Origin of the sequence: uncultured Dokdonia sp., from assembly GCF_947492535.1 — a bacterium.
Lineage (GTDB): Bacteria > Bacteroidota > Bacteroidia > Flavobacteriales > Flavobacteriaceae > Dokdonia.
Genome location: NZ_CANLNH010000029.1, coordinates 1 through 13,075, shown reverse-complemented (window position 1 = coordinate 13,075; position 13,075 = coordinate 1). Strand labels below are relative to the sequence as shown.

Sequence of the window (13,075 nt, the reverse complement as noted above, 5' to 3'; positions counted from 1 at the left end):
CAGTGGATATTGATGTATTAGATAATGATACGTTTGATCCTAACAGTGATGTAGAAGTAATAGATGTAACTGATCCAGCTAATGGAACCGTAACGATCAATGCTGATGGAACAGTAACATACACACCAGATCCTAATTTCTGTGGAACGGATACTTTTGATTATACAGTAGAGGTAACAAATCCAGACGGATCTACAACTACAGAAACAGCTACAGTAATTGTCGATGTTATTTGTGTTACAGAAGCTATAGAAATTACCAAGACAAGTGTATATGATCCAGTTACTGGAATTATAACATATACATATACTGTAGAAAATACAGGAGATGTAACGGTATTTGATATTGAAGTAATTGAAGATGCGGGAATATTTACAGGAACAGGTACATTACCAGTGCCAGTATATGATATGGGCGGAACTGATGAAGATGGTGAAGCAGATGCCTTTGATTTATTACCAGGAGAATCACTTACCTTTACTGCAGATTATGTTGTAACACAAGCAGATATTGATGCAGGTACAATTGAAAACCAAGCAGGAGCAATTGGATTTGAAGAAAATGGATCTCAAGTAGAAGATACCGCTTCAGATAATGGAGATGATACAGATGGTAATACAGAAGATGATGTTACTATAACTATTATTCCTCAAAACCCTGATGGAAATATTGACCTTGAGAAAATAGCAGAAGTTATTGATACAAATGGAAATGGAATAATCGATGCAGGAGATGAAATTGTATACACGTTTATTGTTACAAACAATGGTAATGTAGATCTTACAGGAATTACAATAACCGATGACATGGTAACGGTAACAGGTGGACCTATAGACTTACTAGTAGGAGAAAGTGATTCAACTACATTTACAGCAACATATGTAATTACGCAAACTGATGTAGAAAATGGTGGTGTTGTAAATATAGCTACAGCAGAAGGTACAGATCCTGATGGAACTCTTATTACAGATACTTCTGATGATCCTAATGATACTTCAAATACTGATCCAGACAATGACGGAGATTTTGAAGATCCTACAGTAACGGTGATACCTCAATTACCAAGTATTGAATTAATCAAAGTAGGAGTATTTGTAGATATAAATGCTAATGGATTTGCAGATGTTGGTGATCAGATTCAATATACATTCACAGTTACTAATACTGGAAATGTAATACTAGAAGGAGTAACAGTTGATGATGATCTAGTTACTGTAATAGGTGACCCAGTAGATCTACTACCTGGTGAAAGTGCAGACTTTACAGCAGTATATGTAATTACAGAGAATGATGTAGCAAATGGAGAAGTAGTTAATACTGCTAGTACAACTGGATTTGATACGTTAGGAAATGCCGTAATTGATATTTCTGATGATCCTACAGATACTACAGATGTAGATGTAGAAGGTGATGGTGATGCAGATGATCCAACAGTGACCATACTTGATACTACAGAGCCTCCTACAGATGAAATAATTGTACATAATGGTATTTCACTAGGAGAAGATGGACAGAATGATACATTTATCATCTCTGGTATTGAAAACTTCCCAGATAATACAGTGAAGATATTTAATAGATGGGGTGTATTAGTATATGAAGCAGACGGATATGGTCAAAATGGAAATCAATTTAGAGGACTTTCAAATGGCCGAGCTACTATAAGTCAAGATAAATTCTTACCAGTAGGTACATATTACTGGACCTTAGAATATGTTGATAATGGTGGTCAAACACGTACTAGCGCAGGTTATTTATATATTCAAAGATAAATTGTTAATTTTCAGGCGCGTAATGCGCCTGAAAATCAAAATAGAAACTTTTTTATGAAAAATCATATTGTTTTTGTCAGTTCATTCCTCTTGGCTCTTTTAAATGTATGTCAAGTTAATGCACAACAGGATCCTCAATATTCACAGTATATTTATAATACTGTGGCTATTAATCCGGCCTATGCTGGTAATAGAGGAGTTACAAGTATTGTAGGTTTACATCGTAGCCAGTGGGTTGGTTTAGATGGCGCTCCTCGTACACAGAGTTTAAGTATTCATTCTCCTATTTCAGAAAGTAAAGTGGGATTAGGATTATCTATTGTAAATGATGCATTAGGACCTTCACAAGAAACCTACATTGGCGTAGATTTTAGTTATACAATTGATACTTCAGATAAAGGGAAGTTAAGTTTTGGTTTGAAAGGAGGAGGACATATTTTAGATGTAGATTTTACGAGACTAAACCTTTTTGATCCTACAGATCCACGTTTTGCTCAGAATATAGACAATAAGATATCTCCTGTTATTGGAGCAGGAGTATACTACCATACAGATCGTTTTTATGCTGGCTTGAGTGCTCCTAACTTAATACAGACAGATCACTTTAATGAGAGTAACAACTCAAATGGGACAAGTTTTGTAGCCGAAGAGCGTATTAATTACTATGGTATTTTGGGATACACTTTTGATGTTTCAGATCAAGTAAAATTTAAGCCGAGCACATTAATAAAAGCAGTAGCAGGCGCTCCATTACAGGTAGATCTTACCGCCAACTTTTTATTTTTAGAGAAGCTTCATTTAGGAGCAGCTTACAGATGGGATGCAGCCTTTAGTGGTCTTGCAGGTTTCCAAGTATCAGATAGTATGCTTATAGGTCTTGCATATGATCGTGAGACAACAGATTTAGGGAACACAACATTCAATGATGGAAGTTTTGAAGTTTTCCTTAGATTTGAATTATTTAACGAGTATGATAGGTTACTAACACCTAGATTCTTCTAATAGAAAGAGGATAGTATATAATTATTATTTAAAATCAAACTTAATGAAACTTCACGTTTATATATTAATAGCCGTATTCTCACTACTAGGAGTGACTAGCGTTGCTCAAGAAGGGAAGATATCTAGAGCAGATAAGAAATTTGATCAGTATGCGTTTGTAGATGCACGTAAAATATATCTAGATGTTGTAGAAAAAGGATACGAATCTGCTGATTTATTTCAAAAACTAGCAGACTCTTATTATTTCAATGCTGAATATACAAATGCTGAAGTATGGTACAAAAAGTTAATAGACACCTATAAAGACGAAGTGCAGCCGGAATATTATTTTAGATATGCACAGACATTAAGAGCGTTAAAAAACTATGAGTTAGCAGATGTTATGATGACTCGCTTTAATGATCTTAATGGTACAGATATAAGAGCTACATTATTCAAAGAATCTCCAGATTACTTACGAGAGATATCAGAATATAAAAAGAGTAAATATACGCTTGAAGATATTAGAAGTATAAATTCTAGATATTCAGACTTTGCACCAACAACGTTTGAAGGGAAATTAATCTTTGCTTCTGCGAGAGATTCTGGAGGAGGAATTAGACGTATTCATAAATGGAATAACCAACCTTTTTTAGATTTATTTGAAACGAAAATAGGGGAAGAGTCAGGTTCTTTTTCTAAACCTTCAAAGTTTAATAAAACACTAAATTCAAAATTTCATGAAAGTACAACCGTATTTTCAAAAGATGGAAATACTGTATACTTTACACGTAATAACTATACAAAAGGATCTTACAAAAAAGATAAAAACGGAACCAATAAACTTAAGATATATAAATCTACTAGAGAAGAAGGAAAAGGATGGACAGAAGCTGTAGAGATGCCTTTTAATAGTAACGAGTATTCGACAGCACATCCTGCTCTAAATGCAGATAATACAAAACTTTACTTTGCTTCAGATATGGAAGGCACTGTGGGTCTTTCTGATATTTGGGTTGTAGATATTAATGAAGATGGAACCTATGGAACTCCAGTAAACCTTGGAAGACCTATTAATACAGAAGGAAGAGAAACATTTCCGTTTATGAGTAAAAATGGAAACCTATACTTTGCTTCAGATGGTCACCCTGGATTAGGAGGACTTGATGTTTTTGTAACAAGTCCACAGGTACAAAGTGATGAACAAGAAATCATTAATATTGGAAAACCTATCAATAGTTCGTATGATGATTTTACATTTATTGTAAATGATGACACTAAATTAGGATACTTTGCATCCAATCGTAAAACAGGAATGGGAAGTGATGATATTTATCGTTTTGTAAGTGAAGAAATTCCTTGCGATATCCTTGTAGATGGAAAAGTACTAGATAAAGAATCTGGAGCTCCAATTTCTGGAGCAACTGTTCAATTAATAAATGGTTCTGGAGAAGTTGTAAGCTCAATGCTTAGTGAAACCAATGGAAACTATAATTTTGATACGGCAACCTGTGAAGAGCAGTATATCGTGAGAGCTATAAAAGAGACATACAATGGAGATGAAGCGGTGTTTACGACACCAGATGAGTCAAAAACAATGACTAATAATTTACAACTAGAACTTACCCAGAAACCTATTGAAGTAGGTGATGACTTAACAATACTATTAGAATTGAATCCTATTTATTTTGACTTCGATAGATTTAACATTCGTCCAGATGCGGCATTAGAACTTGAAAAAGTAATCTCTGTGATGAGACAATACCCAACAATGGTGATAGATGCAAGATCACATACAGATAGCCGAGGAAAAGATAGCTATAACTTGAGCTTATCTGATAAAAGAGCAAAATCTACAGTTGCTTATATCATAAGTCAAGGAATAGATAGTAGCAGAATCACAGGTGCTGGATATGGAGAAACACAATTAGTAAATGAATGTAGTAATGGATCTAAATGTTCTGAAGAAGATCACCAACTTAATAGAAGATCCGAATTTATCGTGATTAAAAAATAACGAGATACAGAATTCAATATATAGAAAGCCTTTCAGAAATGAAGGGCTTTTTTTAGTATACGCTTTCGCGAAAGCGTACTAAGAAAACATATATTTTACCTACTGCTCGATCTTATGACCAAACAAATAACGTATCACTATACGCAAAAAGCTTGTAGATGAATAATACAAGGAATATAACGGTCACAATAAACTTCATGAAGGTAGAAGCTATAAAACCAAGAAAAGAGCCTACAGCGGCTTTAAAAGCAGTTTTGGAATCACTCTGATTAAATATAAGTTCACCAATCAACGCTCCTACAAAAGGACCAATTAAAATCCCAAATGGGATCGGTGAAAAAATACCTACAAATAATCCAATCATCGTTCCTATAGCACCAGCTCTACTACCACCAAAACGTTTGGTGCCTATAGAAGGTATGATATAATCCAGAATAAAAATGAGTAACGCTACAAAGAGTGTAATCCCTAAAAAGGTATAATCCATAGGAACTCCTTTTGTAAGATGTAATACTAAAAGGCCTAGCCAACTCACAGGAGGTCCTGGTAATACAGGAATAAAACTCCCAACAATGCCTAAAAGTACCAGTAATAAACTTAAAAATACAAGCAGTAAATCCATCTAAATGTTTGTAGTTACAGATAATATGACGCACTATTTGTTAATTTGTTACAATTTTTAAACTAAAAAATTAGTTTAAACTAATTTTTTAGTTATATTTGTAAAAGAGTCCTTTGATAAAATGTTAAACAAAGGGTCGTTTACGGATCAATAATCGATACATAACTAATGAAACAACTTACCAAAGCCGAAGAAGATATTATGCAAATCCTTTGGGATCTTAAAGAAGCCAATGTTGCTGCTATTATAGAAAAGTTACCAGCGCCAAAACCAGCATACAATACAGTATCTACTATTGTTAGAATTCTTGAAAATAAAGAGTTTGTAGGATACCGTAAAGAGGGAAGAGGTCATATTTATTTTCCTTTAGTTCAAAAAGCAGATTATAGCAATCAAACACTTAATAAGTTGATGAACGGCTATTTTCAAGGATCATTTAAAAGTATGGTATCTTTTTTTATGAAGAAAAATGATATCAATATGTCAGAAATGGAAGAGATCATGAAAGAGATTAATAAAGAAGAAAACCAATGATACACTATATCCTTCAGATCATTGCATATCAACTGCTATTTCTAGTCGTCTATGATATGTTCTTAAAAAAAGAAACGTTCTTTACTTGGAATAGATGTTACTTACTTATAACGCCTATCCTTAGTTTTATCCTTCCTTTTATTAAGATAGATGCCATCCGAGAAACCATACCTGCGTCCTATACGATTGTATTACCAGAGGTGTTACTGCAAACAAGTATTACAGATACAGCTATAAATGGAGGGGTACTTGATGAGATTGTGCTCACGGGTACAAAACCTATCAGCCTTATTACTTGGATACTTGGTATATGGATCGTAGGAATGATCATTACACTAGCATATTTTGTATATAAAGTAATAAAAATACAACGCTTAAAAAGAAAAGGAATCTTAAATGAAGTAGGAGATCTACACGTTGTTACGTTGCCTAATACTGATACTGCCTTTTCATTTTTCAATACGATCTTCTTAGGAGAAAACCTATCAGATGTACAACGAGATAATATCATGCTTCATGAGACCATTCATATTAAAGAACATCACTCATTTGACATGCTGTTTTTTGAAGTACTCCGTATTGTATGCTGGTTTAACCCACTAGTATATGTGTATCAAAATAAAATGATGCTCCTTCAAGAATATACAGCAGATGCTAAAGTAGTTTCTCAAAATGGCAAAAAAACCTATTATCAAAGTTTACTATCCCAAGTATTTAATACAGAAAATGTGTCATTCATCAATACATTTTTCAATCATTCATTAATTAAAAAACGAATTAGTATGTTACAAAAATCAAAATCAAAACAAATCTCTCAACTAAAATATTTAGTCCTTATCCCTTTAATTTTTGGAATATTAATATATACCTCTTGTAGTAATGACAATAGTCTTGAAACTCCTACCGAAGTAAATATTGAAAGTTTAAGTTATGAACTTGTCAAGGGAGAAGATCTAGAAGGAGAAAATTTAAAAACGCATCAAGCATATGAAGCATTTTTAATAGCTAATCCAGATTACGTAGGATGGACTTCAATAAACGAAGAAGGAACTAAACTTTCTTATAGTGTTCACAAGTTAAGTGAAGGAAAGCCTGAAGGATATTTTGAGCTTACCTATAATATCGGAGACAAAAGTTATAATGTATATATGAATTTAGGTACGCCCAAAACTCCGCCTACTGATGATGTTACAATGATAGAAGAAATAGTCGTTAATCCAGAAAATGTAGATGATATCCCTTTTGCAGTGATAGATCAAGTACCGGTTTTTCCAAACTGTACAGGTACAAATGAAGAGCGTAAAGTATGTATGAGCCAAAGTATCGCAAAACATGTAAACAGAGAGTTTGATACTTCTCTAGGAAAAACATTAGGCCTTACAGGCGTCAATAAGATTTTTGTTGCCTTTAAAATTGACAAAAACGGAGATGTAGTTAATGTAAGAGTGCGCGCGCCACATCCAGATTTAGAAGCAGAAGCAAAAAGAGTAATGAAAACTCTCCCTCAAATGCAACCTGGAGAACAAAATGGAGTACCCGTGGGCGTATTGTATAGCCTACCAATTACATTTCAAATACACTCATGATATAAACACTATAGATTAGGAGTTATGACAAGATACATTATAGAAGTGCTCTGCTTTCAAGCCATATTCTTAGTAGGATATAAGACCTTTTTAAAAAAAGAAACCTTTTTCACCTACAATAGAATATATTTACTCATAACTCCTATACTAGCCATTGTATTACCCTTTCTAAAAATTGCAGCATTACAAACTATAATTCCTGTTCAAGAGGTGGCCACGGTACTTCCAGAAATTATAGTAGAAAGCTATACTACACCCATTATAGACACAACAAAACCTACAGATGTTGTAATGTCAAATACAACCGGTTATAGATTTAATTGGATGTATGTATACTATATAGGGATGGGAATCAGCATGCTTATTTTTAGTTATAAATTAGTTCAATTTACACGCCTTTTTCGTTTTAAGGAAAAGGGAAAACGCATTATTCTTTTGCCAGAAAGTACACAAGCATTCACCTTTTTTAACTATGTATTTCTGGGAGATAAGTTAAGTGCGCTTTCGCGAAAGCGTATACTAGCACATGAACGTATACACATTAAGCAAAGGCATACCTTAGATCTTCTGTTTTTCGAAGCTTTGCGTATTGTCTTTTGGTTTAATCCATTTGTCTATGTGTTTCAAAAAGAAATCACCTTGGTACATGAATACTTAGCCGATGGATATGCTATAGAAAACACCTCAAAAAAACAGTATTACGAAGAACTATTGAATACAGTATTTGATACAAAACAATTTTCATTCATTAATCCATTTTTTAATCATTCCATCATCAAAAAACGTATTATTATGTTACAAAAAACAAAATCAAGACAAATAGCTAAAGCAAAATATTTATTCTTAGTACCAGCACTTTTTTCCATATTAGTATACACCGCTTGTTCAGATGCACAAGCATCAGGATCTGGGTACAGTACGCCTGATAGTGAAATCATTCAGAATATAGAAACCCTCAAAAATTCGATAGCAAAAAAAGGAGGTTTAACAGAAGAAGAAGAGAAAGCACTTAAAGTATTAACTGCAGTGACTTCAAAGGACGAGGATATTTTAAAAGATAGCACCTATGACGATGTACTAAACGATTTAGATATCCCATTTGGTGTACTGGAGCAAGTACCAGCGTATCCAGGATGCTCAGGCTCTAAAAAAGAAATAAAGAACTGTACTACTCAAAAAATTAAGGAACACGCAACTAAAGAGTTTAATGGGAAGCTTCCAGAACAGTTAGGGCTCACAGGAATAAAAAGAGTCGTTGCTGTTTTTAAAATAGATGTAGAAGGGAATATTGTAAATGTTCGCGCTCGTGGAGCTCATCCTCAATTGGAAAAAGAAGCGATTAGAGTGATCAAAACATTACCAAAAATGGTTCCTGGCGAAAAAGATGGAAAAAAAGTAGGTGTTTTATACGAACTCCCTTTTACTTTTAATCTATAATCTGAGAGTCATATATATTTATGAAGTGCAGTAATCATTTTGTGACAAGAATACTAGTTTGTATTGGGTTTATTTGTATAAACTTTTGTGCAATAGCACAGTTTTCTCATAATGACAAGAAACAAATAGTTATAGGTACTGTAGATTCTCTATTCTCAAAAACATTGAATGAGCAAAGAGAAATTTGGGTCCACCTTCCAGAAAAAATAGAAGATGGTGATAAGTACCCTGTCATTTATGTACTAGATGGAACAGATCACTTTTACACTGTTACGGGTATGCTAAAACTCCTAGAGAAATGGGATGTGCCTAAATCTATCATAGTAGGGATTTCAAATACAGACAGAACAAGAGACTTTACACCTACACATGTGCCATTTCAACGAGGACATACATCAGAGACTTCTGGAGGGGCAGCTAATTTTATGACATTTATAGAAAAGGAATTGCAACCCTATGTAAATAGCAAGTATCCTACAGATACGATGAGCACCATCATAGGACATTCTACAGGAGGTCTTTTTGTACTCTATACATATATGCATCACCCAGAAGTTTTTGATCATTACTTAGCCATTGATCCAAGTCTGTGGTGGGACAAAGAAAATCTTGTTAATGAATCTAAAGCATTATTCAATTCATCTACACATCAAAACAAATCATTATATATAGCGGTAGCCAATAGTACAGGTATAGACACCACTAAAGTACGGAAGCTAAAATCCGAACCCACAGAAATGCTAAGAGCAAATCTTAATTTTCATGATATATTGGTGAAAAATAAAAGTGATGTAGAGTTTACTTGGGATTATCAAGGAAACGAAGATCATGGTAGTGTTGTGGTTCCAGGGCTGTATAATGGATTACGGTCATTGTTTTCATGGTATCCATTTCCAGAGAGATGGAGGTTTAATACACCAAAAGCATACTCAGCAGAAGAGTTAACAGTACCTTTTTATACGCATTTTGAAGAAGTAAGTAAACGTTTTAAGCGTGAAGTAAAACCCAAATGGCAGTTTATAAATGATGTTGGCTTTTTTATACTGACATCACATAAATCACCGAAGAAAGCACAAGCCTATTTAGAGATGAACCTAAAGTTTTACCCAAAAGAGTCTAGAAGCTATGTGGCAATGGGAGATTATTATACCCTACGAAAGAAAAAGGATGAAGCAATTCACTATTTTGAAAAAGCAATCGAAATAGATGGGAATAAGGAGGCACAAGAAAAGTTGAAAAAATTAAATAAATAGATTTATAAAACAGTCTTTAAAATTAGAATAATACATGAAGAGATATCTCATTCTTGTTTTTTTTGCGAGTATCATTAGTAACGCCGAAGCACAGTCTTCGGCTTTAACTATTGCAGATAGTTTATATGCTGTAGGCAGTTATACAAAAGCAGTAAAACAATATCAATTGGTGCCAGATCAAAGTGCATCAGTACAATTACAAGTTGCACGGTCGTATCGAGGTTTAGGTAATAAAAAGGCAGCTTTAGAAGCGTATGCAGCATCACTTTCTTTAAATAAAGAGCAACCTATTGCCGCCACAGAGTATGGGAGACTATTAATTACAAGAGGCGACTATCGTGTAGCGGATACTATTTTTACAGAATTGTCAGAAAAATATCCTGATAATCCTGAATATTTTTACCAACGCGGGAGAGCATTAAAACAATTAGAAAAGAAAGGAGATTCTGTATGGAAGAAAATGGCAACGACACAAAGTGAAGAAGCCTTTTCTAAAGCTGTACAACTAGATTCTACGCATCAAAAAGCCTTGTATCAATTAGGATTGCATTATTTGGGCAAACGTGACTACCCTGTAGTTGATAAAATCTGTTTCAAAGCATTAGACATCGATCCTGACAATGCAGAAATGGTCAATATTTTAGCACAAAACTATTACTTAAGAGGATGGTATGATGAGTCCATTACTTGGTTTGAAAAATTGATAGCATTAGGACAATCATCACCCTTTATTCATAATAATTTAGGAGTGAGTTATCATAAAACAAATAGATATCAGAAAGCAATAGAACAATATTTGATTTTATTAGGCATAGACGATGAAGACTATGGTGTTCATCATACATTAGCCGAATTATATGGGAAAACAAGAGATATAGAAAAAGCTGAATACCATGCCAAGCAAGCATTATACTTTAAAGACCTACCATTAGATGATATCTATTATACATTAGGAAACGCTTACCAAATCAATAAAAAATTTGAAAAGGCAATAGTTCAATATAGAAAAGTCGTTAAAATAGATCCTTCCAATATACGAGCACACTACAACATTCCTGTGTGTGCCGATAATTATTACGAAGACAAAAAAGAAGTAGTCAAGCTCTATGAACAATTTTTAGAGAAACATAAAGAGTCTAAAGACAGGGCAGCTACATTTTATTCGACAATGACCGAAAGGCGACTTAAAGTGTTGAAAGAAGAACTTTTCTTAAAAGAAGGAGACGATAAAAAAGGATAAAAATAGCTTTTAGGAGAACACCATATATTATTGTAAATTTCATCCAAGAAATTAAATGGTATGAATATTCGTCTTTTGTCTTTGGCCCTTTGTATGCTGTTAGCATCATGCTCAAGATGGGAGGCTAAAAAAATAACTACCGAAGACTTCTTAAGTCAAGATCGATATAGTATAGATATTACAGAAGTAGATACCTATCCTATTTTTGAGGGTTGTGATGAGCTTTCTGAAAAAGAAGTGCTAAAAAAGTGTTTTGAAGACTATGTGACGAATACCTTATATACAGAACTCAGCAATCATACGATTGTAGTACAAGAATCAATACAAGATACTGTTTGGATAGATTTTATTGTAAATGAAACTGGAAAGTTCTGTCTGGATAGTATACATCTTACCCCAGTAGTACGTAATGAGATCCCTGAATTACCTTTGTGGATTCATGATGCCACAGGCGCATTACCCAAAGCAGAACCTGCTATGAAACGAGACATACTCGTAAAAACACGATTTAAACTACCGTTAGTTTTAAAAGTAGATTAAATGCTACAGTACAAATCGATACCCAATAGTTAAGTCAACAGGAAACTCTCCATTATCATCTATGATAAAAGAATAGGCATCATTATAATTCAATGATAAATACCCTTTCCCTAATTTAATATCGGCACCCAATCCAAAAATAAGCGGTCCTTGTAAATTTGAACCAGAGTCCTCAACAATTTCTATAAAATCACTGCCTACAATTTCTGTAGTTCTTTTAGCTGAGGTAAAAGTGGCTAGCTTTGTGTTAAGATATATCTGGTATATAGGTGTTTTGATAAATTTAAAACGATGATTAATAGATAATTGAGAAGCACTGTAATCAAATTCATCACTAGATAAAGTCTGTTTAAATTGAAAAACAATCGAATGACTAGGGAGTGCTGTTGCATCGTAGAGCTCAAAGTCAAAACCAAATTGAAAATTGGATATATTATCTGGATTATCTACAAAAACACTATTGGTAATTCCTACAAAGGTGCCTAAACGATATTCCATGTTTGTAAGGAAGCTATTTTCCTTGTATGAAGAATCTACTTGTTTATTATAGGCATTAAAAAAACGTCGTAAACTCGCTAAGGTTAATTTCACCTTATCGGTATTCATCGTAACATCACCAGTAAGTTCCTGAAGTTGTTTCTTGTATTCTTCTTGATATTTTTTTCCTTCTTTGGTATTTGTCAGTTCAGTAATTGTAGTTCCTTTTTTGACAAAATAACGATACTCTTGACTAAAGATATTCCAAAGTAAGGTAATAGGGCCTTCTACATCTGTTTTAAGCTCGTAGGCTTGGTTATCGACAGTGTAGGTTTCTGTCTGCGCGGTAATCGTTGAAAGACTTAGTAGGAGTCCACAACAAAGGAGTATAATGCGTTTCATTAAAAATAGATTTGGAATTTAAAGGTAACAAAAATTCTTGTTAATGAAACTCACTGTTGAGAAGTCTATAAGACGCACTCAATAGTGAAAGTTGAATTAATCCCGCTTTATGGCGGGATCTTTTGTTTTTTTTGAATAAACTCACTGTTGAGAAGTCTATAAGACGCACTCAATAGTGAAAGTTGAATTAATCCCGCTTTATGGCGGGATCTTT

General features: G+C 33.8%; 11 protein-coding genes. 9 read left to right on the top strand and 2 right to left on the bottom strand.

The window, feature by feature from the left end; translation table 11 throughout:
- The 3 genes from Q1A60_RS21300 to Q1A60_RS21290 form a co-directional block, all read left to right on the top strand.
- On the top strand, window positions 1–1,772 hold a 1,772-nt coding region (locus tag Q1A60_RS21300; RefSeq protein ID WP_300008471.1), incomplete at its 5' end, for a gliding motility-associated C-terminal domain-containing protein.
- A 54-nt stretch (window positions 1,773–1,826) separates the two neighbouring features.
- Window positions 1,827–2,774 carry a type IX secretion system membrane protein PorP/SprF gene (locus Q1A60_RS21295; RefSeq protein ID WP_299770052.1) on the top strand — a complete coding sequence of 316 codons (948 nt, stop codon included), beginning with the start codon at window positions 1,827–1,829 and terminating at the stop codon, window positions 2,772–2,774.
- A 43-nt stretch (window positions 2,775–2,817) separates the two neighbouring features.
- A complete protein-coding gene (locus Q1A60_RS21290) occupies window positions 2,818–4,770 on the top strand; it encodes an OmpA family protein (protein ID WP_299770055.1) in 1,953 nt (650 codons plus the stop codon).
- 112 nt (window positions 4,771–4,882) lie between these two features.
- Here Q1A60_RS21290 and Q1A60_RS21285 read toward each other — a convergent pair whose 3' ends face one another.
- Entirely contained in the window at window positions 4,883–5,392 is a 510-nt protein-coding gene (locus tag Q1A60_RS21285; protein WP_299770058.1) for a DUF456 domain-containing protein, read from the bottom strand.
- A 168-nt stretch (window positions 5,393–5,560) separates the two neighbouring features.
- Here Q1A60_RS21285 and Q1A60_RS21280 point away from each other — a divergent pair, with 168 nt between their 5' ends.
- From Q1A60_RS21280 to Q1A60_RS21255, 6 genes are read left to right on the top strand one after another with little or no spacing between them, the layout of a single operon-like run.
- Entirely contained in the window at window positions 5,561–5,926 is a 366-nt protein-coding gene (locus tag Q1A60_RS21280) for a BlaI/MecI/CopY family transcriptional regulator (RefSeq protein ID WP_299770061.1), read from the top strand.
- Window positions 5,923–7,512: a M56 family metallopeptidase gene (locus Q1A60_RS21275; protein ID WP_299770064.1), complete on the top strand. Its 1,590-nt coding sequence runs from the start codon at window positions 5,923–5,925 to the stop codon at window positions 7,510–7,512. The genes Q1A60_RS21280 and Q1A60_RS21275 overlap by 4 nt, the downstream gene beginning before the upstream one ends.
- 24 nt (window positions 7,513–7,536) lie before the next feature.
- Complete coding sequence (locus tag Q1A60_RS21270; protein ID WP_299770067.1) at window positions 7,537–8,949, top strand: M56 family metallopeptidase; 1,413 nt, start codon at window positions 7,537–7,539, stop codon at window positions 8,947–8,949.
- Between the two features lie 41 nt (window positions 8,950–8,990).
- The gene (locus Q1A60_RS21265) at window positions 8,991–10,202 is read left to right on the top strand and encodes an alpha/beta hydrolase-fold protein (protein WP_299770074.1); all 1,212 of its coding nucleotides are present in this window, start codon (window positions 8,991–8,993) and stop codon (window positions 10,200–10,202) included.
- Between the two features lie 34 nt (window positions 10,203–10,236).
- Window positions 10,237–11,442, top strand: a complete 1,206-nt coding sequence (locus Q1A60_RS21260; protein WP_299770082.1) for a tetratricopeptide repeat protein — start codon at window positions 10,237–10,239, stop codon at window positions 11,440–11,442.
- A 60-nt stretch (window positions 11,443–11,502) separates the two neighbouring features.
- The gene (locus Q1A60_RS21255) at window positions 11,503–11,982 is read left to right on the top strand and encodes a hypothetical protein (RefSeq protein ID WP_300008464.1); all 480 of its coding nucleotides are present in this window, start codon (window positions 11,503–11,505) and stop codon (window positions 11,980–11,982) included.
- Between the two features lie 3 nt (window positions 11,983–11,985).
- Here the strand turns inward: Q1A60_RS21255 and Q1A60_RS21250 are convergent, their stop codons facing one another.
- A complete protein-coding gene (locus Q1A60_RS21250; protein WP_299770105.1) occupies window positions 11,986–12,861 on the bottom strand; it encodes a hypothetical protein in 876 nt (291 codons plus the stop codon).
- Between the last annotated feature and the right edge of the window lie 214 nt (window positions 12,862–13,075).